This window comes from Streptomyces sp. BHT-5-2, from assembly GCF_019774615.1.
GTDB lineage: Bacteria > Actinomycetota > Actinomycetes > Streptomycetales > Streptomycetaceae > Streptomyces.
Genome location: NZ_CP081497.1, coordinates 904,195 through 928,003 on the forward strand (window position 1 = coordinate 904,195; position 23,809 = coordinate 928,003).

Annotated in this window: 22 protein-coding genes; 9 read left to right on the forward strand and 13 right to left on the reverse strand. The window is 71.7% G+C overall.

The features are described 5' to 3' along the window. Window positions 1-31: 31 nt before the first annotated feature. Window positions 32-988, forward strand: coding sequence for a hypothetical protein (locus K2224_RS31915; RefSeq protein WP_221910661.1), 957 nt, complete (start codon window positions 32-34; stop codon window positions 986-988). 59 nt (window positions 989-1,047) lie between these two features. Here the strand turns inward: K2224_RS31915 and K2224_RS31920 are convergent, their stop codons facing one another. From K2224_RS31920 to K2224_RS31930, 3 genes are all read right to left on the reverse strand, one after another. After that, complete coding sequence (locus K2224_RS31920; RefSeq protein ID WP_221910662.1) at window positions 1,048-1,806, reverse strand: SOS response-associated peptidase; 759 nt, start codon at window positions 1,804-1,806, stop codon at window positions 1,048-1,050. A 161-nt stretch (window positions 1,807-1,967) separates the two neighbouring features. Then, window positions 1,968-3,095 carry an HAD family hydrolase gene (locus tag K2224_RS31925; RefSeq protein WP_260693598.1) on the reverse strand — a complete coding sequence of 376 codons (1,128 nt, stop codon included), beginning with the start codon at window positions 3,093-3,095 and terminating at the stop codon, window positions 1,968-1,970. A 213-nt stretch (window positions 3,096-3,308) separates the two neighbouring features. After that, on the reverse strand, window positions 3,309-3,953 hold the full coding sequence (locus K2224_RS31930) for a LysE family translocator (protein WP_221910663.1): 645 nt from the start codon (window positions 3,951-3,953) through the stop codon (window positions 3,309-3,311). 505 nt (window positions 3,954-4,458) lie between these two features. Here K2224_RS31930 and K2224_RS31935 point away from each other — a divergent pair. Next, window positions 4,459-5,664 (forward strand): hypothetical protein, encoded by a 1,206-nt coding sequence (locus tag K2224_RS31935; protein WP_221910664.1) that lies wholly within the window; start codon window positions 4,459-4,461, stop codon window positions 5,662-5,664. Here the strand turns inward: K2224_RS31935 and K2224_RS31940 are convergent. Then, on the reverse strand, window positions 5,648-6,598 hold the full coding sequence (locus K2224_RS31940; protein ID WP_221910665.1) for a phosphotransferase enzyme family protein: 951 nt from the start codon (window positions 6,596-6,598) through the stop codon (window positions 5,648-5,650). The two genes, K2224_RS31935 and K2224_RS31940, sit on opposite strands and share 17 nt — an antisense overlap. A 147-nt stretch (window positions 6,599-6,745) precedes the next feature. Here K2224_RS31940 and K2224_RS31945 point away from each other — a divergent pair, with 147 nt between their 5' ends. Further along, a complete protein-coding gene (locus K2224_RS31945; protein ID WP_221910666.1) occupies window positions 6,746-7,270 on the forward strand; it encodes a GNAT family N-acetyltransferase in 525 nt (174 codons plus the stop codon). 88 nt (window positions 7,271-7,358) lie between these two features. On the opposite strand, the gene K2224_RS31950 is transcribed toward K2224_RS31945, so the two are convergent. Continuing rightward, window positions 7,359-8,438: a hypothetical protein gene (locus K2224_RS31950; protein ID WP_260693599.1), complete on the reverse strand. Its 1,080-nt coding sequence runs from the start codon at window positions 8,436-8,438 to the stop codon at window positions 7,359-7,361. A gap of 148 nt (window positions 8,439-8,586) precedes the next feature. Beyond that, complete coding sequence (locus K2224_RS31955) at window positions 8,587-8,958, reverse strand: putative quinol monooxygenase (protein WP_221910667.1); 372 nt, start codon at window positions 8,956-8,958, stop codon at window positions 8,587-8,589. A 106-nt stretch (window positions 8,959-9,064) separates the two neighbouring features. Here K2224_RS31955 and K2224_RS31960 point away from each other — a divergent pair, with 106 nt between their 5' ends. The 4 genes from K2224_RS31960 to K2224_RS31975 all read left to right on the forward strand — a co-directional run bounded on the left by K2224_RS31960 (window position 9,065) and on the right by K2224_RS31975 (window position 15,263). Further along, entirely contained in the window at window positions 9,065-9,397 is a 333-nt protein-coding gene (locus K2224_RS31960; RefSeq protein WP_221912076.1) for a helix-turn-helix transcriptional regulator, read from the forward strand. Window positions 9,398-9,564: 167 nt separating this feature from the next. Then, entirely contained in the window at window positions 9,565-10,038 is a 474-nt protein-coding gene (locus tag K2224_RS31965) for a carboxymuconolactone decarboxylase family protein (protein WP_221910668.1), read from the forward strand. A gap of 246 nt (window positions 10,039-10,284) precedes the next feature. Then, window positions 10,285-12,099 carry an HSP90 family protein gene (locus K2224_RS31970; RefSeq protein ID WP_221910669.1) on the forward strand — a complete coding sequence of 605 codons (1,815 nt, stop codon included), beginning with the start codon at window positions 10,285-10,287 and terminating at the stop codon, window positions 12,097-12,099. Continuing rightward, window positions 12,096-15,263 carry a tetratricopeptide repeat protein gene (locus K2224_RS31975; RefSeq protein WP_221910670.1) on the forward strand — a complete coding sequence of 1,056 codons (3,168 nt, stop codon included), beginning with the start codon at window positions 12,096-12,098 and terminating at the stop codon, window positions 15,261-15,263. Before K2224_RS31970 ends, K2224_RS31975 begins: the two co-directional genes overlap by 4 nt. A gap of 78 nt (window positions 15,264-15,341) precedes the next feature. Here the strand turns inward: K2224_RS31975 and K2224_RS31980 are convergent, their stop codons facing one another. The 3 genes from K2224_RS31980 to K2224_RS31990 all read right to left on the reverse strand — a co-directional run bounded on the left by K2224_RS31980 (window position 15,342) and on the right by K2224_RS31990 (window position 18,575). Continuing rightward, window positions 15,342-16,685, reverse strand: a complete 1,344-nt coding sequence (locus tag K2224_RS31980; RefSeq protein WP_221912077.1) for an MFS transporter — start codon at window positions 16,683-16,685, stop codon at window positions 15,342-15,344. 62 nt (window positions 16,686-16,747) lie between these two features. Continuing rightward, window positions 16,748-17,452: a TetR/AcrR family transcriptional regulator gene (locus K2224_RS31985; RefSeq protein WP_221910671.1), complete on the reverse strand. Its 705-nt coding sequence runs from the start codon at window positions 17,450-17,452 to the stop codon at window positions 16,748-16,750. Between the two features lie 118 nt (window positions 17,453-17,570). Then, window positions 17,571-18,575, reverse strand: coding sequence for an NAD-dependent epimerase/dehydratase family protein (locus K2224_RS31990; protein WP_399021267.1), 1,005 nt, complete (start codon window positions 18,573-18,575; stop codon window positions 17,571-17,573). A gap of 339 nt (window positions 18,576-18,914) precedes the next feature. Between K2224_RS31990 and K2224_RS31995 the strand changes: the two genes are divergently transcribed. After that, entirely contained in the window at window positions 18,915-19,235 is a 321-nt protein-coding gene (locus K2224_RS31995; RefSeq protein ID WP_221912079.1) for a hypothetical protein, read from the forward strand. 98 nt (window positions 19,236-19,333) lie between these two features. Here the strand turns inward: K2224_RS31995 and K2224_RS32000 are convergent, their stop codons facing one another. The 3 genes from K2224_RS32000 to K2224_RS32010 are packed head-to-tail and all read right to left on the reverse strand — an operon-like array spanning window position 19,334 to window position 22,170. Next, a complete protein-coding gene (locus K2224_RS32000) occupies window positions 19,334-20,335 on the reverse strand; it encodes an aldo/keto reductase (RefSeq protein ID WP_221910672.1) in 1,002 nt (333 codons plus the stop codon). Further along, entirely contained in the window at window positions 20,332-21,552 is a 1,221-nt protein-coding gene (locus tag K2224_RS32005) for an MAB_1171c family putative transporter (RefSeq protein WP_221910673.1), read from the reverse strand. The genes K2224_RS32000 and K2224_RS32005 overlap by 4 nt, the downstream gene beginning before the upstream one ends. A gap of 42 nt (window positions 21,553-21,594) precedes the next feature. Beyond that, a complete protein-coding gene (locus K2224_RS32010) occupies window positions 21,595-22,170 on the reverse strand; it encodes an ImmA/IrrE family metallo-endopeptidase (RefSeq protein WP_221910674.1) in 576 nt (191 codons plus the stop codon). A 343-nt stretch (window positions 22,171-22,513) separates the two neighbouring features. Between K2224_RS32010 and K2224_RS32015 the strand changes: the two genes are divergently transcribed. Further along, on the forward strand, window positions 22,514-23,086 hold the full coding sequence (locus K2224_RS32015; protein WP_221910675.1) for a CHAP domain-containing protein: 573 nt from the start codon (window positions 22,514-22,516) through the stop codon (window positions 23,084-23,086). An 81-nt stretch (window positions 23,087-23,167) separates the two neighbouring features. Here K2224_RS32015 and K2224_RS32020 read toward each other — a convergent pair whose 3' ends face one another. Then, the gene (locus K2224_RS32020) at window positions 23,168-23,770 is read right to left on the reverse strand and encodes a hypothetical protein (RefSeq protein WP_221910676.1); all 603 of its coding nucleotides are present in this window, start codon (window positions 23,768-23,770) and stop codon (window positions 23,168-23,170) included. Window positions 23,771-23,809 lie beyond the last annotated feature (39 nt).

The window sequence follows — 23,809 nt, forward strand, 5'->3', positions numbered from 1 at the left end:
GAAGGGTGAGACCGGTGAGGGGAGCGGCGGCATGGCCATCCGTGTGCTGCGCGGCATGAAGCAGCCGCTGCGCGGCGGTCCGACGGTGGTCGTCCTGGTGCGCTCCGGGGCCGCGGCCGAGGCGCTGGCCCACGCGCTCCGGGCGGTCACCGGCGATCTGACGGCACGGTTCGTCTCGGAGCCCGCGGCGGTGCCCGGCGGCATGCTGCTGATGGTCGACTTCGGCGAGGACGTGCCGCCGGCCGAGCGGGAACGCCTGCCGGACGCCCTCGCCCGGCGGCTCGCGGAGGCGGGCGTGACGGACGCCGAGATCGGGCCCGCGCCCCGGATCGGCGACCGCTACACCGCGCTCGACCGCTTCGTACCGGTGGCCCGGGCCTGGCTGCTGGGCCGGGTCGGCCCGGGCGCGCCGCTGGTCGCCGACCGGCCCGCGCCCGCCCTCGTCGATCTCGCCCTGTCCTGGCTGCGCGCGGCGCACCGCGACGGACACCAACTGCTGGCCCTGGTGGTCTCCACCGAGATCCCGCTGACCTGGCGCACCGCCCGCCCGGTCGTGGACGCCGCGCTGGACTCGCACGGCTCGCTGTACGTCCTGTCCACCGACTTCGCCACCGGCGGGTCGGTGGTCGGCCTCGGTGAATTCCACCGCCACGGCCTGACCCTCGGCACCGGCGGCACCGACCGCTCCCCGGCGGAACTGGCCGCTGCCCTGCGCCGGCAACGGGACCTGCTGCGCGCCGGCGCCGACGCACTGGACTGGGCCTGCGCCGGAATCTACGAGGAGGACCGGTTCTTCCTCGCCTCCCACCCCCACCCGGCCGACCCTCGCTCCGCCGAGCCCCGCCCGCGCTGGTACCAGATCCTCTCCCCGGAACGCCTGGCTCTCCTGGACGGCCCACCGGAGGGTGGAAACGAACTTCCTGGCGGCCGGCTGGAGTTGACGTCCGGCAGCCCGGAGGACTGGCTCACTGGGTACCGGGGAGGCTAGGGCGCTTCTGACGGATCTCCGCGGCGTCCACGGAGATCCGTCAGCAGCGCCCTGGGCGTTCAGCCCCCGGGGAGGTCCTGGGGGAGGGCCGGGTCCAGCAGGTGGGGGCCGTTGTTGCGGACGCTGTTGACCGCGGTGCCGACGGCCAGGGCGTCGAGGTTCCCGTCGGCGGGTGTGGTCAGCAGGGCCCGCAGCTCGTCGCTGTCGTGGTGCGCCGGGTCCAGCCACTCGTCGTAGTGATCCGGTGCGATGGCCAACGGCATGCGCGGGTGGATACGGCCGGCGGCGTCGGTGGCCTCGGTGGTGATGATGGTGCAGGTGGCCCGCCATGCCGCCGGGTCGTCGTCCGATGCCACGCCGGGGTCGCGCCAGAACTCGTACAGGCCGGCCAGCGCCATGACCTGCCCGTCCTCGGGGCTGATGAAGTACGGCTGCTTCCGGGGCTTCGCCTTGGCGCCCTCGGCGGGCGGCAGCACCTGCCACTCGTAGAAGCCGTCCGCGGGCAGCAGACAGCGTCGCCTGGTGAAAGCGCGGCGGTAGGCGGGCTTCTCGTGCACCGTCTCCACCCGCGCATTGATCATCTTCGCGCCGACGCTCAGGCTCTTCGCCCACGACGGCACCAGCCCCCACCGCAGCGCCCGCAACTGCCGCTCCACGGCTCCGGTGTCGCGGTCCAGGCGTTCCAGCACCGTCCACACGTCGTCGGTGGGTGCCACGTTCCAACTCGGCGCGACGAGGTCCGCCGGATCCCACTGGGTGACGTGGAAGAGACCGGCCAGGCTCTGCGGGCTGCGGGTAGCCACGAATCGACCGCACATGTGCTCACGATGCCACGGCCGGGCGGCCGGCCACGGACGGACACCGGAAACAGGCAGGGCGGTCCGCCCGTTCCGTGTGCGCCGTCCGTGCCGGCCGCGTCAGTGCAGCGGTTCAGCAGATCCGCTCAGCTGCCCGCCCAGCCGATCTGCCCGGTCTCCGCTCAGCTGATCTGCGCCGGTGTCACCGTCAGCCAGCGCTTGTCCGCGGTGACCTTCTGCCCCAGCTCCTTCTGCCGCTCGGCGTTGGAGCGCTTCATCTCGTCGAGCTCCTTCATGGAGCTGTCCTTGCGGTTCACCCAGACCCGGACCCCGCCGTGCTCCACATCGGTGGAGTGGAAGAGCATCGGGCCGTCGCTCTTGGGGGTGTCGCCCGCCGCCAGGATCGGCTTCTTCCACTGGTCGATGTAGGTGTTGATCGCCGCCGGCTTGCCTTCGTACCAGGTCAGCGGGGCCCAGAGGGTCGGCGTCAGCTCATGGCCGGCGAGCTTCTTCGGGTCGAAGCGGCCGGCCGCGATCTCCTTGCGGGAACTGGTCACCTCGCCCGTCCTGCGGTCCTTGAGCAGCATGGAGACGCCGAGGACGTTCTGCGGCTTCACGTCGTAGCCGTACCTGGGGTCGCTCAGGACCATCCGCACCAGGTCCTCGGAGGCCGCGCTCACCACGTACACCTCGATGCCGTGGCTGCGCAGCGCCTTGTAGAGCTCCTGCATGCCCGGGGTGGGGCGGGGAGGCTGCACCTCGGTCCTGGTCAGCTTGCCGCCGTCGTAGTACTCGGCGGGTATCGGCTTCCCGTACGCCATGAGCTCGTCGACGTACCCCTTGAGCTGCTTCAGCGTGAAGCCCGAGAAGATCTGCGCCGCCCAGGGGTAGCAGACCTGGTCGTCCACCTCGCACAGGCGGTTGTAGTAGCTGTAGAGGCTCTCCTTGTGGGTCGCCGTGTCCTTGAAGGGGATGACCTTCAGGGACGGGTTCATGGTCTTGCGGGTCAGGACGCCCTTCTGCTCCAGGAAGGGGAGCAGGGCCTCCTCCAGGTCGTTGCGGTACGTGGTGTTGTCCGCGTCGAAGACCGCGTACGCGCCCTGGTGGCCGTGGTCCGTGATGACCTTGCCGAGCTTCTCGGCCACGGGCGCGGGCCAGTGCTTCAGCTCCACCGACGCGACCCGCGACGCCGACCCGGCGGCTTCGGCCTCGCTGCCGCCCGGCCACAGAGCACTGCCCGCGAAGACCGCGGCGGCCAGCGCCCCCACGGTGCCGAAGATCGCAAGCTTGCCTTTTGCTCGTACTGCCATGCTGTCCGTTCCCTTGAGAGCTGCGTGCCGCCCCGAGCGGAGCAGCGGGCAATCGTATGAGGCCGGGCGCGAGTTGCCCATGATCGATTTCACCGTGAACGGGGCGTGTGGATTCGGTGAACAGGGGTAGCAGTCGACGTCCGGGGTGGTGGGCCGGCCCTGCGGCCGCCTCGCCCTCGTCCAGGCACTGACCCGTCGGCCGGGCCCCGGGTCCTAATCGGCGCGGCCCGTCGCCGCCACCGTCACACCCAGGCCGATCATGGCCAGCCCGCCCGCCCCGCCCACCTTCGACAGACGGCGGTCCGAGCGGGCGAACCAGGAACGGGCCGCCGAGGCGCCCAGGCCCCAGAGAGTGTCCGTGACCAGGCCGATGGCCACCGGAATCAGCCCCAACTCCATCATCTGGAAGGGCACTTGGCCGGCCGAGGGGTTCACGAACTGGGGGAGCACCGCTGCGAAGAAGACGATGCCCTTCGGGTTGGTGGCACCCACGAAAGCACCGTCCAGGACGGTACGCAGATCGCTGCGCCGCTCAGCCGTCGGCGCGTCCAGGTCCGCCGCGCGCAGGTCCTTGCGGTGCCGGAACGCCTGCACGCCCAGGTACACCAGATACGCCGCACCGGCCAGTTTCACGCCCGTGAACACTGCCGCCGAGGTCTCCACCAGCGCCCCGAGGCCCCATGCCACCGCGAGCACCAGGACGTAGGAGCCGAGCAGGTTGCCGAGGACCGTCGCCAGCGCCGTGCGCCGGCCGTGTGCCAGGGCCCGGCCGATCACGAACAACACGCTCGGCCCCGGAATCGCGATCACCAGCAGCGACATCGCCGCGAACCCCAACAGGCTCTCCGTGGACACCATGTCCGCCTCACCCCTCCGTGTCTGCCGTCCGGTGCGTATCCAAACAGACGGCACGCCGCTCGCTCCAGGCTTCTGGCCGAGCCGAGGGGAATCCTCCACCCACACCAACGCTCCCGGCCTCCTCCCAGACGGCCGTTAGTGAGGCGTTACCGGCACGGTAGCGATCTCCCGCAGAGTCATAGGCGTCCAAGGGCGTTGAGCGAGGGCCGCCGAGGTCGTCATGGTCCTGCCGCCCATCGAACGGGGAGCGCGGTATGCGGAAGTCAGCGAGCGACGGTTGCGCAGTCAAGGCTGCGGGCGCGCTGCCGGGGTTAGCACGCAGGCCGTAGCCATCCGGTACGTCGCGGTCGGGCAAGGGTTGGTTCGGCAGACGGCCCGTGCGGCTGCGACGAGGGCAGGCCCAGCCGCTCGGCATCGGCACATCGGCTTTCCCGCTCTCTTGGGCGTCCCACTTCCCGGGCCGTCCCCACCACCAGAACTTCGAACGAATGCATGGGGATCCGCTATGCGTGAAATCAGCCGCCGGGGCATATTCGGACTCGGGATAGGGGCGGCGGCCGCGCTCTCCGTGGCCGGCTGCTCGCTCTCCGGGGCGTCGACGAACTCCGACCGGGTCGCAGCCACGTCAGGAGGGAGGACGCCGGGCAAGCCGATCGGCGACGGCTCGACCGCGTTCACCGGAAGGCAGCCCAACCAGCCGTCCACGCCGGAGAAGCTGGAACCGGGCCAGAAGCCGCCGCAGTTCGTCGTCTTCTCCTGGGACGGGGCGGGCGAGGTCGGCAACGGCCTCTTCCCGCGCTTCCGCAAGCTCGCCAAGGACCACGGCGCGGCGATGACGTTCTTCCTCTCCGGGCTGTACCTGCTGCCCGAGGCGAAGAAGCGCATGTACCGCCCGCCGAACAACCGGGTCGGCGCCTCCGACATCGGCTACCTCAACGACGACCACATCAGGGCGACGCTGACGAACGTGCGGGCGGCGTGGCTGGAGGGCCACGAGATAGGCACCCACTTCAACGGGCACTTCTGCGGCACCGGTTCGGGATCGGTCGCGCACTGGACCCCCGCCCAGTGGCAGTCCGAGATAGACCAGGCCATGGCCTTCGTCACCAACTGGCGCACCAACACCGGCTTCACCGACCTCGACCCGCTGCCGTTCGACTACCACAAGGAACTCGTCGGCGGCCGCACCCCCTGCCTGCTCGGCCAGGACAACCTGCTGCCCACCGCCCGCAAGCTGGGCTGGCGCTACGACGCCAGCTCGCCCGGCGGCCTCCAGGTCTGGCCGGTCAAGAAGCAGGGCCTGTGGAACTTCCCGCTCCAGCAGGTACCGTTCCCCGGCCACTCCTTCGAGGTGCTCTCGATGGACTACAACATCCTGGCCAACCAGTCCAAGAACTCCACCAAGGCGCCGCCGGCCAACTACCCGGGCTGGCGCAAGCAGGCCACGGAAGCCTACATAGCAGGCTTCCAGCGGGCCTACGAGACCAACCGCGCGCCGTTCTTCATCGGCAACCACTTCGAGCAGTGGAACGGCGGCATCTACATGGACGCCGTCGAGGAGGCCCTCAAGCACATCGCCGACGACAAGCGCAAGGACGTCCGGCTGGTCTCCTTCCGCCAGCTCTGCGACTGGCTGGACGCCCAGGACCCGCAGGTCCTGGCCGACCTGCGCCGACTCGGCGTGGGCCGGCACTTCACCGGCCGGGGCTGAGGACGTCGGGAGCGCCGTTGCCGTCACCCCTCAGGCTCGCATACGCCTCGGCCAGCCGTTCTTCGTTCTCCGCCCCGGACGCGGCACCGCGAACGATCCCCCGCGCCAGGCGAGACGCGAAGTAGAGCACGTGGCACACCCATCGCAGTCTGACCAAGGCGTCGAAATGGCGCAGCTCTCCGCCGACTTCGAGGGCACGGAGCCGATAGCCCTCCAGGCACGGCAACAGTGCTCTCGGCGTCCCCCGAGTCATCACCCCGAAACTCGCCAGGTCGTAAAGGAGGGGTGCCTCCATCGCGGCGCCCCAGTCGATGAGGCCATCGTCGCGGACGGACCCGGCACACAAACGGAAGGCGTCCAGCCCCGGATCCCCGTGCACCACTCCCATCCGCGGTGAAGAACGCGCGGTGACCGCCCGGGCCTCGTCCAGGGCACGCGCCGCCGCCGCGCGAACCCCGGGCGCCATGGGCACCTCCCGCAAACAGACATCGGCCCACGCCCACGGCCACCTGTGCTGCTCGCTCACGCACTCTGCCGCTTCCCTGACCGCGAGTTGGGCCCGGGCCAGGGTGCTCCCCACGCGTCGCAGGTCCGCCTCCGACGTCGCCGACGGCGACCGTCCGGGAACGTACCGGAGCAAGCCGAGCACGCCCTCCGGCACATCGACGGTCAGCCGGCCGTCGACCGTGGGAACAGGTGCGCCACTCGGGAATCCACGCACAGCGGCAGCGCCCGCCACCCGCAACCCGCTGCGGAACGCGTCACCATCCGCCGAGTCGGCCAGTTTGGCGACGTGCAGCGTGTGCCGGTCTCCGGAGGCCCCTCGGACCAGCCAACTGGTCGAGTTCCAACCGCCGGCAAGCCTCTTCACCGACGTCACGGGCCTGCCCCACAGACCGAGCACGTGCACCAATTCATCAGCGTCGATGACCACACCTCTTCCTCGGGCCGTCCATGCGCTTCCTCGGGCCGTCCATCCGTCCATCCGGTCTTTCGTCCATCCGTCGGCCGGGCCTCCCCGTCATCGACAAGCCACGAAATTCGCTTGCCCCGCCCGTCGACGGAGGTCATGGTCTCCTCCATGACGACGATCTCCGTGCGGCGGCTGGCATCGGATGACTGGCCCCTCTACCGCACGCTTCGCCTGGCGGCGCTGGCGGACGCCCCCGAGGCATTCGGTTCCACTCTGGAGCAGGAGCAGGCGTTCACGGAGGAGGCGTGGCGCGAGCGCCTCGCCCGACGCAATCAGTTCGTCGCGGAGGACGGTGACCGGGCGCGCGGACTGATCGGCATCGTTCCGGACGCGCCGGGCACCGCCCAGCTCGTGTCGATGTGGGTACACCCTGCCGCACGCGGGCGCGGAGCCGCCGACCTGTTGGTGCGGGCGGTGTTGCAGTGGGCTTCGGACCACGGCATTCCGCAGGTGGAGCTGTGGGTGACGGAGGGCAACGGACACGCGGAACGGCTCTACGCCCGCCATGGCTTCCAGCGGGACGGGCGGGTGCAACCCGTACGGGAAGGGGAGCCCGGGCTGGAGTTCGGCATGGTCCGCTCCGGGCCCGTAGGGGACGGCCACACCGATGCGACGGCGGGGAGCCGGAGGTAGGGAGGCGTCCGGCCGCCTTGGCCCGGTCGCTCTCCTTCCCCCCCCGACTCCCCGTGCGTGATCGAGGCGTCCGCCAGGGCGGGCAGGGCTACTTGGTGCGGATCTTGAACGGCAACGCCTGGTAGTAGAACGAGGTGTCGCCGGTGCCCACCGTCACACCCGCGTCGACGTCGGTCACCGGAGCGTCTCCCGCGACAGCCAGCCGCATCCGGTAGACGGCGGTCGCGCCGGGCGCCAGCGGCGTCTTGGCGGTCGGGATCAGCTCGGCGCTCATGCCCGGGTCGCAGCCGCCGGGCACCAACGAGACGCGCTGCCACCCACGGCCGGGCACATACTGCTGCAGTACCAGATCCTTGGGCGCCACGGCACGACTGCCGCTTTGCCCGTAGGCGAAGTAGCCCGCGTTCAGTGCCGGGTAGGCCCGCTTGGTGGTGTTCTTGACCGTGAGCGCGAACTCCTTCGCCGTACCGCCACGAACCAGGCCGGTGCCGCGCGACCAGCCCGTGACCGTGGTCGTGGGCCGGTCGACGACGGCGTTGCGCGTCGGTGCGCGATAGGTGTGGCCGTGGCCGTCGTCCACCGAAGCGGTCACGGCCAGGCGGCCGGGGCGGTCGATGGCCTGGACCCGCAGGGCCACCGTGGTGGGGCGGCCGGGGCCCGCCGCGACGGAGAGGGGGAAGGAGAACCTCCCCGTGTTCGGTCGATCACCGCTGTCCGGCCGGACGTTGAGATCGAGCCAGCGGTGGCTCTTCTCGTCGTAGCGCTGGATCATCAGGGAAGCGGCGATGAAGCCCTGCGTGGTGACGTCCAGATGGACGGTGCCTTTGGAGACCGGAGTCCGCAGGGTGACGTTCGAGGACGACCAGAGGCCGATCGGTGCCTCCGGCGCGAGGCTGTAGGAAAGCTTCTGCGCCGCACTTCCGGTGCCGACGGCCATGACGGCATCACCTGTGGTGCCGGTGATGCCTGTGGTGCCCCCGACGTCTGTGGTGCCCGCGACGCCTGTGGCCGGCGCGCCGCAGTTCGGCACCGACCGTGCCCCGGCAGCCGCCGCTGCGGGGACCGCCTGCCCAGGGGCCGCCGCCCCGATCACCAGGGCCATCCCGGCGGCCAGCGCCGCCGCGGAGCCGGCGGTCGCCCTCCGCGCTCCCATCGGCCGTTGCGCCATACGTGTCATTCTGCCCCCACTTCGCGTCAGACGCACCGGTGTGCGTCTCTACGAGAGTGGAGTCGACTGTGCAGCGCAGGGTTCCCGCAAGCTCCTGAAATGGCGTGTTTTGATAGGAAAGTTATGCCCCCGGAGCGTCGGGCGGCTCTCAATGTCCATGCGGTGCATGGACATTGTCGACGATGAGGGCATTGTTTTCGGCCCGCTCCTCGCGCGGGTCGTAGGGACTGTGCATCGTGAGGTAGCGGATCTCCAGATCGCGCTCCAGGTAGTCCATGCGCCGCTCCCAGAAGTCCCGGAGGTGGGGGAGGGCGAGGTGGGCGTTCAGATCCGCCTCGCTTCGCCATGCCTCGTAGAAGACGAACACGCCCGGCTCGTTGCGGTCCTCGTGGAAGTGGTACTCCAGGCAGCCGGGCTCCTGCCGGGTCGGCTCGACGAACGAGAGCAGGAGCCGGCGCAGGTCCTCCGTGCGCTCGGGCTTGGGGTGGGCTGTGCCGACGAGGGTGAAGGGTTGGGTCATGGAAGCCTCCGCTGGGATAGGTACGATTGTTCTCGTACCTTGACGAGGGGACGCTAGCGGCCGGCAAGGTGCGATGCAAGCCGTACCTGAGGTGGAGGTGATGGTGATGCCCGACGAGGAGGGGCACCCCGAGCTGATGGAGATGGAACTCGGCAGGGTCCTCTCGGCGTTGGCCGACCCCCTGCGGCGACGCGTGGTGCGGGAACTGGCGGCCGGGCCCGACGGCGAGGCCCGTACCTGTAGTTCCTTCGCGCTGCCGGTGGGCAAGGCGACGGTCACCCATCACTTCCGCACGCTGCGCGAGGCGGGGCTGATCCGCCAGGTCGACCGGGGCAACAGCCGTATGGCGACGCTCCGTCGGGCCGATGTCGAGCAGCGGTTTCCGGGCCTGCTGGCGCTCCTCGTGGCCGAGGGCGTCGCCGCTTCCGACGCGACCTGAGCGCGGACCGTGTCGGTGATGAGGCGGACACCCCGCACGAGTTGAGCGGCCGGCGTGAGGAACCGCCCGTGTGCGGGAGGCGCAGGTCACATTCGTGCGTGTCACAAGGGGTGGGGGCTGTCTCGTCCAAGGGGGTGTAACCACTGACGACGACATAGGAGTGCACGATGGAAGCTCGCCTGAACCCCATGACCAGCCCGGTTGCCGCGAAGGCCATGAAGCACCTGATCGCCGCGGGCAAGGCGCTCGCAGAGTCGACGGTCCCGGCCGCCACGCGCGAGCTGATGATGCTCCGCGCCAGTCAGATCAATGGTTGTGCCGGGTGCATCGACATGCACACCAAGGAGGCCGCCGCGGCCGGGGAGACCGCGGTGCGGCTCAACCTCGTCGTGGCCTGGCGCGAGGCCACGGTCTTCACCGACGCCGAGCGCGCCGCGCTGGAGCTGGCGGAACAGGGCACCCGCATCGCGGACGCGGCCGGCGGTGTCCCGGACGAGGTGTGGGCGAACGCCGCCAAGTACTACGACGAGGACCAGCTCTCCGACCTGGTCGTGCAGATCGCCGTCATCAACGCCTTCAACCGTGGAAACGTCATCACCCAGCAGCCGGCCGGCAACTACCAGGCGGGTCAGATCCACTGACGGACGGCCCGGGGGCCGTGGCGACCGGTGTCGTCGTGCGGCACGGCGGCGCACGGTTCGGGCCGTACCGCTTCGTGCGGGGCGGCGCTGCGCAGACCGTGCGCCGAGGGATGGCGCTCAACGCGGAATTTCCTGGTCGGCTTCGTGCCGTCGCTCCTATGATGGCCGGATCCGACCATCACCGGCGGCCCCGGGCCGCCCTGCCCGCGCCGGCCGGGGCACCTGCCCCGGCCGGCGCACGGACGAATGACTGCTGATCACATACCGCACACCTTCCAGGTCGACCTCCGCGGACTGGTGGACCTGCTCTCCCACCACCTGTACTCCAGCCCCAAGGTCTATCTGCGGGAACTGCTGCAGAACGCCGTGGACGCGATCACCGCGCGCCGAGCGGAACAGCCCGACTGCCCGGCCCGCGTGCGGATCACCGCCGGCGCCGAGGGGCTGCACGTGGCGGACACCGGCGTCGGCCTGACGGAGGCCGATGTGCACAGTCTGCTGGCCACCATCGGGCGCAGTTCCAAGCGCGACGGCCTGGAGTCGGCCCGGGCCGACTTCCTCGGCCAGTTCGGCATCGGTCTGTTGGCCTGCTTCGTCGTGGCCGAGGAGATCCGAGTCGTCAGCCGCTCCGCGCGCGATGCCTCGGCACTGCCTGTGGAGTGGACCGCCCGCGACGACGGCTCGTACACCGTGCGGACGCTCCCCGCGGACGCCCATCCGGAACCCGGCACCACGGTGCACCTCACGGCCCGGCCCGGCGCCGCCGAATGGCTGCGCGAGGAGCGGGTACTGAGCCTGGCCAAGGACTTCGGATCGCTGCTGCCGCACGACGTGCGCGTCGGGGACCAGCCGATCACCGACCGCCCGCCTGTCTGGGAGCGCCGCCACCCCAACCCGTCCGCGCGGCGGGTGGCTCTCGCCGCCCACTGCCACCAGCAGTTCGGCTTCACCCCGCTCGACGCCATCGACCTTGACCTCCCGGTCGCGGGCGTCCGCGGCGTCGCCTACGTCCTGCCCTCCGCAGTCAGCCCCGCCCAGCGCGCCGGGCACCGCGTCCACCTCAAGGGCATGCTGCTGACCGAACGGGCCGACGAACTCCTGCCCGACTGGGCGTTCTTCGTCCGCTGCGTCATCGACACGGACAGCCTGCGACCCACCGCCTCGCGGGAGAGCCTGTACTCCGACGAGACCCTCGCGGCCGTGCGCGAAGCCCTCGGCGCGCGCCTGAAGGACTGGCTCACCGAACTGGCGGCGGGCGAGCCCGAACGCCTGGCGCAGTTCCTGTCCGTGCACCACCTCGGTGTGAAGTCGCTGGCCAGGCACGATCGGGACGTGCTCACCACCATGCTGCCCTGGCTGCCGTTCGACACCACGGACGGTCCGCTGCCGCTGGCGGAGTTCGCCCGCCGGCACCCCGTCGTCCACTTCACCCGCACCGTCGAGGAGTACCGGCAGGTCGCCGCGATCGCCGCCGCCCAGGGCATCGGCGTCGTCAACGGCGGCTACACCTACGATGCCGAACTGGTGGAGCTGCTGCCGACGGTACGGCCCGGCACCGCGGTCGCCGAACTCGACGCCGACACCGTCACCGCCCACCTCGACCCGGTGGATCCCGCCGAGGAACTGGCCCTGTCCGGATTCCTCGCCGCAGCCCGGAACAAGCTCGACCCGCTCGACTGCGACGTCGTCCTGCGCACCTTCCACCCGGTGACCGTCCCCGCCCTCCACCTCGACGACCGCTCCGCCCGTCAGGAGCGGGCCCGCGCCGAGGAAGAGGCCCAGGCGGACGACCTGTGGGCCGGCATCCTCGGCAGCCTGCGCGGCGGCGCACCGCGCGCCAGGCTCGTCCTCAACCACCACAACCCGCTGGTCCGCAGGATCGCCCGGATCGGCGATCCGGACCTCGCCGGCACCGCCGCCCAGGCGCTCTACGGCCAGGCGCTGCTGATGGCCCAACGCCCGCTGCGGCCCGCCGACTCGGCCCTGCTCAACCGTGCCTTCCTGGACCTGCTCCAGTGGGCCACGCACCCCGAATCCGACGGCCAGGGGGAGGCCCGATGACGACCGACGCCCACCCGCTCCACACGCCCGAGGAGATCCGCCGCGCCCTGCGGGAGATCGACTCCCAACCCAACGGGCCGGCCCGCAACGCCCGGGCCGAACAACTCGTCGCCCTCGCCGAGACCACCGACGACCGGGCGCTGCTGCTGGACGCGCTGCTGCAACTGGTCACCTCGTACCAGTTCAGCTCGGAGAGCGGCAGGGCACTCGTGCCGTTCGCACGGCTGCTGCGCATGTGGGACGAGCGCCCCGAGGACTTCGGCGGTCCGGCCCTGCACCGGCTGCACTGGCAGTTCAAGTGGATGGTGTACGGGTTGGTCGGCAACCCGGACATCCCGCTGGTGTCCGTGCGCCGCTGGCTGCCGGACATGGAGCGGCACTACCGCCTCGCCGGGCACTCGCCGCGCCCCGTCCGCGCGGCCGAGTTCTACCTTGCCCAGCACATCGGGGACGAGGCGGCGGCCGTCCGGCTGCTCACGGAGTGGAACGCCGCCGACCGCGACCGCATGAGCGACTGCCTGGCCTGCGAACTCAACGAACAGGGCGAGTGGCACGCCGAGTCGGGGGACGACGAGCGCGCCCTCGACGCCTGGGCACCCGTGCTGAACGGCGAGCAGTCCTGTGCGGAGCAGCCGCACCACATCCTCGCCCTGTCCCTGCTCCCGCTGCTGCGACTGGGACGCTTCGACGAGGCGCGCCGCAACCACCTCCGCGGCTACCGCCTGGCCCGCGGCAACGGCAGCCTGGTACCGGCCATCGCCCGCCACGTCGAATTCTGCGCACTGACCGGCAACGAGGCCCGCGGCCTGGAGATCCTCGCCGAGCACGCGACGTACCTCGACATGGCGGACGAACCGCTCTCCCGGCTCCAGATGCAGGGCGCCGCCGCCCTGCTGCTGCGCCGCCTGGTGGAACTGGGCCACGCCGACCGCCCCGTACCGATGCCCGGCGCCGCCCTCGTCACCACGGAACAGCTCCTGACCCGCACCCGGGACGCGGCCCACGACCTCGCCCGCCGCTTCGACCTGCGCAACGGCACCGACCGGGTGGGCACCTGGCTGGCCGACCGGCTGGCCCAGACCCCGCTCACCGACCGGCTCCCGCTCGGCGTGGGCGGCGCCCGGCTCGCCACGGGCGCCCGCACCGGCTCCCCTGCGGCGGCCTCCGCGCCCGTTCCGGCGCCGCCGGCCGGCACCCGGCACGCCGACGCACTGCCGGACGCCGGCACCGACGACGTCGACGCACTGCTGGCGGAGGCCCAGCGGCGTACCGCGGCGCAGCATCCCGAGGCCCGTGCCGCCTGGCGGGCGGTCGCCGTGGCGGCCGAGCGCACCGGCACCGCACTGGACGCGCGCGCCCGCGCCGAGGTGGCCGACCACGCCGGTATGGACGCCTTCGCCGATCCGGACACCGCCGTCGCGCTGTTCCACGAGGCCGCCGAGCGGTACGAGGAGGCGGGCGACGCCGGCGAGAGCCTGGCCAGTCTGGCGCGGGCCGCCCACGCCACGGCAGTCGGCGGGCACCTGGTGGAAGGTCTGGCCGAACTCGACGCGCTGGCTGTGAAGTTGAGCACCCTGCATGCCGAGGGCCGGGCCACGGCCCGTCAGCTCACCGGCGTGCGGCTGGCCGCCGTCCGCGTCCGTCTGGGCACCCTGCACCGAGCGCCGGATCCCGAGGCGGCCGCGGACGCCCTCGCGGACGAACTCCGTGCGCTGCTCGCCCTCGCCGAGGAACACCGCGCCGAGGACCCGCGGATGCCGTCCCGGATCGCCGACGCCGCATCCCTCCTGGGGCGCCTGCTGGCCGGGCGCGGCGAGCTGCCGCACGCCGCTGAGCTGTACGGCCGCGCGGTCGAGCTGTACCACGAGGCCGCCGTCCCATGGCTGGCCGCGGACACCGAGGCCCGACTCGCCGAACTCTTCCTCGCGTCGGGCCGTCCGCAGCAGGCCGTCCAGGCCGCCCGCGCGGCCCTCGACCACGGCGCGGAACTGTTCGCACCGATGGGCTTCGCGCGTCTGCACCTCCTCCTCGCCGAAGCGCTGGCCGCGACAGGGCAGGACGACAACGACGTCGCCGCCCATGCCTTGGAGGCCACCCACTGGGCGGACGCGTCCGAGGAGGCGGACGAGGGCGACGGGCTCGGGGCGTGGGCGGGACTGCTGCTCGGCGGTGCGCTGCTCCGCCTCCGACGGTTCGACGAGGCGGCCGCGGTCCTGGAGAGCGCTCTGCCGGCTCTCCGGGAGCACCATCAGGAAGGCCAAGTGGTGCAGGCCCACTGGTGGTTGGGCGAATGCCTGGCGGTGCTCGGTGAACCCCGGCAGGCCGGCGAACACTTCCTCCTCGCCGCCGACATCGCCAAGGGCTGGGAGGAACAGCGCGACCACGCCGTCCTCGCCCACCTCGCCGCCGACGCCCTGAACCGGGCCGGGTTCGACGAACAGGCCGCCGCTGCGTACGCCCGGGCCGAGGAACTCTGGCTCGGCCTCGACCGTCCCGACAGCGCGGCCCGCGCCGTGCGCGCCCGTGCCTGGCTTCTGCTGCGCGACTCCGACAGCGGGCTGCCGGCCGCCCGGGACCTCATGGCCAGGGCGGTGCGGATCCTCGCGGACGCCGTCGCCGGAGTCCCTGAGGACGCGGACGGTTCCGGCGGGGCGGACGATGCGGACGGCGCGGACGGCGTTCACGACGACCGGCGCGCCGAGCTGCGGTCCGAGCTTGCCGGTACCCACCGGCAGACCGGCGAACTGCTGGTCCGTGCCTGTGAGTCGGAACCGGGGGAGGAGGACCAGGACGGCTCGGCCCGGGCCGCCTACGAGGCCGCCCTCGTCCATCTGGAGCGGGCCCTTGAGGTCTACGCCGCCCTCGGCGGCTCCGCCCGCCACGACCACAGCGGCACCCGGCTGATGGCCGCCTGGCTGGAGGCCGATCTCGGCCGCACCTCCGCGGCAGCCGCCCGCGCCCGGTCCGTCCTGGACGACTACGCCGACCACGGCGACGAGGAGGGCGCGGCCGCCGCCGACATCGACACCGATGCCAACGTCGATGCCGATGCCGATGCCGATGCCGATGCCGATGCCGGTGTCGGCGCTCATGCCGATGTCGATGGGGACCTTGCCAGGCGTCGTCGTGCGGAGGCGCAAGCCCTGCTCGACCACGTCGCCTAGCGACTAGCTCGCCTGGCGACTGCCGTGCCTGGCCTCGGCAGCCAGGCACCTCGTCCGGCGTCGCCCCGGCCGAGCGGCTCAGGCTCTCGCCGGGGCGCTCGCATGCCGGGGCAGCAGCGAGGCAGGCAGGAGGCCGAGCGCCGCGCATCCGGCCAGGACCAGCAGGGCCAGGCCCATGGCCGGGGCGAATGCCGTGGCCGTGGTGGCGGGGGAGCCGTGTGCGGACGGTCCGGTCGCGCTGGCGGCCAGGGCGATGCCGAGCGTCGGGCCGATGTTCATGGCGGTCTGTTTGAGCCCGCTGACGACCCCGGCGTATCCGGGCGGCGCGTCACCGACGACGGTCCCGGTGGCGGTGACCATCACGGTGGCGAATCCCGTGCCCATCACGGCGAACGTCAGCCCCGTCGCCGTCCAGGCACTGTCCGGACCGAGCCGGGACAGTTCCGCGATGCCGAGGGCGAGCAGGGCTATGCCCGTGGTCGCGGTGCTGCGCGGACCGTATCGGCGCAGTGCGCGGCCGGCGGCGGGCGCGCCGAGGACCATCAGCGCGGTCAGCGGCAGGACGCGCAGACCGCTGGCGAGCGGATCCAGGCGCAGTACGTCCTGCAGATAGAACGTGGCCGTGAACAGTGCGCCGAACAGGCCGGCGGAGCCGGCCAACAGGATGGCCATGGACGCGGTGACCGGGACGGACCGCGCCACGACGGGTGGTACGACCGGGTACGCGATTCGGCGTTCGTGGCGGACCAGGACGACGGCGAGGCCCACGACGGCGACGAGCCCGAGCAGGGTCGGCGCGGCGGTCCAGCCATGTGCCGGCACCCCGGCCAGGGTGTGCACCAGCACCACCAGCATGGCGGTCAGGACGGTGGTACCGATGAGGTCGAGCCGCTCCGAACGGGCGGGGGAGGGCGGTGCCGGTGCCCGTACGACCAGGGTGAGTGCGGCGATCAGGAGCGCGAGGGGAGCGTTGATCCAGAACACCGAACGCCAGCCCAGATGCGCGACCAGGACGCCCCCGAGGAGCGGACCGGCTCCCGCGGCCACCGCGATCGCGCTGGTGCGGACGGCGACCGGCGTACCGAGTCGGTCCGCTGGATAGGTCATTCGCAACAACGCCAGGGTTGCCGGTTGGAGCAGCGCGCCGAACACGCCCTGTGCGGCGCGCAGTCCGATCACCCAGCCGATCGACGGCGCGAGTGCGATACCGGCCGAGGCGGCTCCGAAGCCGAGCACGCCGGCAAACAGCAGCCGCCCGTGTCCGTACCGGTCCCCGAGCCGTCCGGCGACGACGAGGAGCGAGGCCACCGCGAGCAGATAGCCGGTGCTCGTCCACTGGACCTGCGCCAGGCTCGCGCCGAGATCGCGCTGCAGACCGGGTTGTGCCACCAGCAGCACCGTGCCGTCCAGCGCGACGAGCATCGCACCGGCCACACTGACCAGGAGCGCGACATGCCGCCGCGGCGACGCCGCCCCGTGCGCGATCACGTGCGCACCGGGCCGAGGTGTGTGTCCAGCACCGCCGCCACCAGCCGATCGAGCTGATCGCTCTGATCGGGCTGTTGGAGTTGATCGAGTCGGCCGCCTTGCTGTGATGTATCGCCGGGCAGTCGGGCGTTCCCCAGGGCGAGTTGCAGACTTCCCCAGGCCCACAGCTGTGCCATGCCGTGCAGGTTCGACCACAGGACGGCGGTCGTGACGGAGGGTGCCAGGGTCGCCAACTCGCCCGCACTGTCCGGCAGTTGCGTGGCATCCTTCTCCGCCCGGCATCTGTCGACAAGGGTGACCATGCGGTCGAACAGCGGCAGGGTCGACTCGCGCAGTCGCGGCTGGTCCGAGGTGTGCTGCTGCTCGCTGTCGAGCAGATCGTGACGGAACATCAGCTCGAACATGCCTCGGCGCTCCAGCGCGTACCCGACGTACGTTCGCGCGAGAGCCTGCAACTGGGCCCGTGGAGTGGTCGCTTCGGCGAGGGCGGCCGTGAACCGTTCCCCGAGGTCCGCGAAGCCGCGACGGGCGATCGCGGAGAGCAGGGCGTGGTGCGTGGGGAAGTGTCGGCGCGGCGCTCCGTGCGACACCCCGGCCCGGCGGGCGATCTCGCGCAGCCCCAGTGCCGCGGAGCCCTCGGACAGCACGAGGTCCACTCCGACGTCGATCAACCGCTCCCGCAGGGAGCTCTCAGTGTGCATGGACACTGTCTACCAGGGCGAGTAGACAGTGTCTACTCGGGCCCGGCCGGGAGGGCCTGCCCCTGGCCAAGGGCCGCCGGGCAAGGGCCGTCGGGCAGGGGCCGCCGGGCAGGGGCGTTCAGGGGCGTTGTCCCACTCCGGTGGCCAGTTCGCGGAGCCGGCCGCCCGGCAGCCGCGCGGCCAGGGGGGCGGTGTCCATGCCTGCCATGTCCCTGAGCCCGTGCAGGAACTCGTCGAGGGCTTCGACGGCGCCGTAGCGCGGGGTCCACTCCAGTTCCGTGCGGGCGCGGGCCGTGTCCAGCAGCGGCAGACGCAGTACCGCGTCGAACAATTCGGGAGAGGCCGGCACGAGGTGCAGCCGCCAGGCAGCCGCCACCGCGTCGCGCACCGGCCGCTGGGGCAGCCGTACGGCGCGGGCGGCCAGCAGGTCGGCGAGCCGGGAGCCGTCGATGACCGGGTCGGCGGCCAGATTGAAGGCGCCCCGCACCTCGCGGACCACCGCACGACGGTAGGCGTCGGCCGCGTCGTCCGTGTGCAGTGCCTGGAACCGCAGGTCGGGGAGGTCGGGGACGATCGGTATCAAGGACGGCCGGACCAGTCGCTGCGGCACCAACGGGCCCGCGATGAGCCGGCGCTGTTCGGAGGCCGCCTCCCGTTTGAAGAGGAAGCCCGGGCGCATACGGACCACCCGGATATCGGGGTGGCGTTCCTCGAAGGCGTCCAGGACCCGCTCCAGGTACGCCTTCTCCCGGCAGTAGGCCGCCTCCGGCCAGCCGTGAGTGGGCCAGGACTCGTCGACGTAGCGGTCCTTCGGTCCGGGGCTGTAGGCGCCCACCGAGGAAGCGTGGATCAGGGCGGGCACACCGCTGCGCGCCACCGCGTCGAAGACCCGCAGACTGCCCAGCACATTGGTCTCCCACGTGGTGGCCGGGTCGTGGGTGGGTTGGAACAGCCAGGCCAGGTGGACCACCGCGTCCGCGCCCCGGAAGTGGGATTCCAGATTGTCCTGCGGATCCGCCACGTCCACGCAGGCCCAGGCGGCCTTGGCGATCGACAGGCGACAGGGCCGGCGGGCCAGGCCGAGGGTGGAACCCACCGCCTGTTCCTGGCCGAGGGCCCGCATCAGGCTCGTGCCGACGTTGCCGGTCGCCCCCACGACAACCACGCGGAGTCCCGCCCCGCGACCCTCCGTACGGTTGCTCTCCGTACGGTTGCTCTCCCTACGGTTGCTCTCCATGGGGCTCCCTCCGCGGGGGCGCCGCCCACCCGGGCAGCTGCCCGCGCACCGGATGGTCCGACCCCTCTGTCGTCGTGCCCTCCTCCACGCTATGGGGACGCCTGTGATGGCGCCAACGCGTCCCGCCCGGCGCCCACGAATATCGCGTTGTGGGCGCCGGGCGATCGACATAGGGTCACCGCCATGTCTGTGCGTCTACGTATGCGTCAAGCCCTGCCGGAAGCGATGCGCGCCCGCGACAAGGCCGCGGTGAGCGCGCTGCGCGCCACGCTCGCCGCGCTGGACAACGCCGAGGCGGTGCCCCAGGACGGAGTCGGGCTGCGCGCGGCGGCCCTGGAGCAGTCGCCGGTCGGCGCCGGTGCCACCGAAGTGGCGCGGCGCGAGCTGAGCGAGCACCGGGTGGTGGAGATCATCCGCGCCGAGGTCGCCGAACGCCTCGAAGCCGCAGCGCAGTTGACGTCACCCGTGCATGTAGACCGAGCCGCCGGGCTCCACGCCGAGGCCGCCGTGCTGCTCGGGTTCCTTGACGGCCCGGGCGCTGCTTAGGACCCGTATACGACGACGGAGCGCGGGGGTGCCGGGTGTCGCGCTGCCGGCCGGGTCAGTCCTGGGCTGTGCGCGGGACGAGGGTGCCGGCACCGCGCTCAGTGTCCCAGGCGCTCCAACGCCGCCGCCGGGTAGCGTTCGCCCGCCACCGCCCCCTCCGGCACGGTCCGGCGCAGCAGATCACGGTCGGCGTCGGACAGGGCGACAGCCACCGCGGCGACGTTCTCCCGCAGATAGCGCCGGTGCTTGGTGCCGGGGATGGGCACGATGTCCTCACCCTGGGCGAGCAGCCAGGCAAGCGCTGCCTGGGCGGGCGAGCAGCCGATGCGCTCGGCGACGTCCCGTACCGCCTGGACGAGCGCCAGGTTGCGTTGGATGTTCTCGTCGGCGAAGCGGGGCCAGCGCCGGCGGTTGTCGTCCGCGGCGAGTTCGCTGCGGGAGGAGAGGGCGCCGGTGAGCATGCCGCGCCCGAGCGGGGAGTAGGCCACCACCGCGATGCCCAACTCCCGGCAGGTGGAAAGGAGTTCGCCCTCCACGACGTTGCGGGTGAAGAGGGAGTACTCCACCTGGACCGCGCTGACCGGGTGGACCGCATGGGCCTTGCGCAGCGTCGCGGGACTGACTTCGCTGAGCCCGATGTGCCGCACCAGTCCGGCCTCCACCAGCCGGGCCATGGCACCCACCGTCTCCTCGATGGGAGTGGCGGGGTCGCGGCGGTGGGCGTAGTAGAGGTCGATGTGCTCGACGCCCAGGCGGCGCAGCGAGGCCCGGCAGGCGAGGGGCACGTACTCGGCGGAGGTGTCGACGTCGCCGACCCGGCCCGTGGTGGCGTCATGGCGAAGCCCGAACTTGGTCGCCACCACCATCCGGTCGCGTTCCTGGGCGTGTCTGCGCAGCCAGCGTCCGACCAACTCCTCGTTGCCGCCCTGGCCGTAGGCGTCCGCGGTGTCCAGGAGGGTGATGCCGGTTTCGAGTGCCTGGTCCAGGGTGCGCTGGGACTCCTCCTCGTCCGGCACCCCGTAGGCGATCGACATCCCCATGCAGCCCAGGCCGATCGCGGACACCTCGGGGCCGTCGCTGCCCAGCTTGCGGTACTTCAACGAACTCTCCTCTCCCTGCACCGGTCGGTGGACCGGACGGTGGCGTAGGCGCGGGCGACATCCAGCAGCCGGCCGACTTCTTGGGTGTAGTCCCCGCCCCGGGCGGCCTCCGGGCCGACCGCCACGGAGCCACGGACCGGCGGACGGTCGTCGTGCTTGGCGCGCAGCGCCGACACCAGTGTGGTGGCCTGCACCATGGCGTGCAGCCGGTCGCCGGACAGTCCCGCCGCCTCGGCCGACTGCCGGGCGTCCTCGGCCGCGCCGGACGCCACGTACGGCCGGAGCGTGAGCAGGCCGTCCTGGATCTCGATGACCATGCGGTACAGGCGGTAGCTGATGTCACCGGGCAGGAAGCGGGCGAGGCGGCCGGCGTGCTGCGGATTGAGCGCGATGTCCGGCACCGCCGTGTACAGCGCCGCCCACAGGGGGTGCAGCCGCTGATAGGTGACGAAGTTGCGGGCCAGTCGCCGCCATTCGGCGATTCGCGGCCCCCAGGAAGGCATGGTGAGCCCTGCCACCAGGAAGAAGATACCGGTCCCGTTGGCCACCGGCGTCAGCAGTTCCCAGTCGAGCGGGTCCAGTCCGCACTGCACCGCGATCAGCGAGACCAGCCGGTTCAGGCAGTACACCAGGCAGGCGCTCGCCCCGATCGCCGTGCTGTACAGGCCCCTTCGCAACCACTGCCGGCCGGCCACCCGCCCGTAGCGGCGGCACAGCCGGATGATCTCGATCATGCCGGCGCCGAACGCGCTGACGTAGAGCAGCAGATAGGCGGCGACCACCGGCCGGTGCACGTTCTGCAACAGATAGTGGGCGCTGCGCCGCTGGTCCCCGCTGCCTGCCGCCGCCCACATGGTGACCATGGCGACCGCACACAGGGCTGCGATGAGCAGCCGGACCAGGGCCCGCCGCCGGGCGGCCTCGGGCGGGTACACCCAGAAGACGATCGCCGTCAGAAAGGCGGCACTCGAGGCGACGCCGCCGAAGAGATGGATGCCCAGCGCCCCGAGATCGGCCACCCCCACGTACCCGTCCACTGCCCGTGAGACGGAGGGTGTGGAGAGCGTGAACGAGATCCCCTTGCAGAAGAACGCGATGAGCAGCGCGAGCAGGGCCGGATCGCGCCGGTGATGCCGCAGGTCGCGCAGCTTGTACAGCAGCGCGAGCACACAGAGGACGGCGCACGCGGGGAAGACGGCGGCCTTCACCGCGTTCATGAGACACCCTGCCGTCCCACGGCCGGGCACCGTGCGAAACCGCTACTGGGCATGGGGCCCCGCGCCGCGGTTGAGCGAGCTCTCGATGCGCCCGACCGTCTCGGCATCGGCGGACGGCACACGCCACACCGACTCCACCGCGGGGCGGGTGACGCGTTCGAGGATGAGGGAGGCGACGATCTCCGCCTCCTGCTCCTCCGCGGTGGAGTAGCTGGTGCGCCCCAGCATCTCCCGCACCCGCTTGGGGTCCAGATTGGGCATCAGGCCGCGCACCGTCGCCGCGTCGAATCCCGAGGAGTCGCGGTGGTGGCACAGCATGTGGGCGAGCTCATGGGCGATGATGTGGTCCTGGTGCAGACGACTGGTGTCCGCCTCGACCACGATGACGTCGAAGGCGTCCGTCGCCAGCCACATACCGCAGGGAGCCGCCGCCCCCAGGGGAAGCGGTACCAACTGGATGGGCCGCCCCCGGTCGGCGCTGAGCCGCTCCATCACCGTGGCGATACTGCATCCGTCGGACAGGTCCAGGCGCGCCAGTACCGCGGCAGAGGCCCGGCGCAGTTCCTTGAGTTGCTTCTTGCGGGGCTGCTGGTGAGCCCTGGAGGACAAGTCCGCCACTCCCGTGCCTACTCCTTCCGCTCCACTGGCCGCTTCGTCCCGCCCGACGAGGACTCGTCCGGAGGGGCCGTGGCGTGCCGTACGGACACGCGAACACAGTAGCCGCTCTCCCGTGGTGAGGCGCATTTTCCGGGCTGCGCACGGATCGTGCCACGCCGGTGAAGCAGGGCAAAGAAAGAGGTGGTCGGCCCGGGCTCGTTGGCCCGAATTCGTCGCTCGGGACGCGGCGGGCGGGGTTTCACGACGATTCCACCGGCTCTCTCTAGCGTCGCGTCCGGCGTGTTCGCGGTGCACGAAGCACGGGGACGAGCACGCCCGATTCGGCCGAACCGAGAGGAAAGCCATGACACTTCGGACGACCCGGCACACCGCCGTGAGGGCCATGCTGGCCGCAGCCGTGGCGGTGCCGTCCCTGATGCTGGCCGCGGGCCCGGCGTCGGCCGCGCCCGAGGACATCGTCGGGGTCGCGAACGCCAATCTGGACCATCACGCCTGTGACACCAACAGCGCGGGCCAACAGGGCTACAACTCCAGTTGCACAGGCGACGGCGGCTCGCCGGAGAACTGGTGCGCGGACTTCGTGGCCTGGGCCTGGGCGCAGGCGGGCTACGACGTCAACGGCCTGTCACCGGCGGCCGGCAGCTTCGCGGAGTACGGCGCGGGGCTGCATCCGGATCCCCATGTCGGTGACGCGGTCGTCTTCGACTACCGGGGCAACGGGAGCGCCGATCACGTCGCCATCGTCACGGCGGTCAACGGTGACGGCAGCATCGAGAGCACCGGCGGCAACGAGGTCACGGAAGACGCCGCGACCTCCACCGTCCACCACGACGGCCCCTACAGCGGCGCGGTGGGCGACAGCTCGTACTGGAACATGGCGATCAGCGGTTACGTCTCTCCGACCAACCGGCCCTGATCGCCGGTGTGGCAGGTGCGGAACACCGGCCCGTCGGCCCGCCGGTCCGAAGGGCGGCGGTGGGCCGACGGGCCGGTGGTGTCACGCTCCGGGGATCGTGGCGCGGAACTTCTTCGTCAGATCGGTGCCGCGGATCACCCCGCCCTTGTGGTACTTCAGTCCCCAGGCGTCGATCACCGAGCCGTCGGCGAACATGCAGGCGGAGGTCGCCTTCGACGGGTCGGTCTCGTTCCTGGGGCCCCAACCGCCTCCGTCGGTGGGCCGGTTGCCGAACAAGGCGGTGCCGTTGATGCCCTGGCAGTAGGCGATGGACGGGTTGCCGGGGCTGCTCGGGCCGTCGGGCTTGCGGACGTAGGCGAGCGCGGCCAGGGTCGGCTTGTCCGCGGCCAGGGTGTCCGCGGCGATCATGATCTCGCTGCCGTCGGTGGCGCTGAACAGGCACATCTCGCGCTCCCCGCCCAGCGAGGTGATCTTGTTGCCGGTGCCGGTGTAGTAGGGGACGCGGGTCTCCGCCCTGCCGCCCTGCCGTGCGCACCAAGCCGCGTCCGCGGACGGGGAGTGCTGGACGGGAGCGGCGGCAGGTCGGTGGGGCGCCGGGCCGGTGGCGTTGGCCGCGTTGGCCGCCACGGCCGTGCCGGAGACCAGGGCGAGAACGGACACGGCAAGGGCATAGGAGCGCTTCACGCTTCCTCCTCAAGGACGGTCGGTGGGGACGACGTCGCC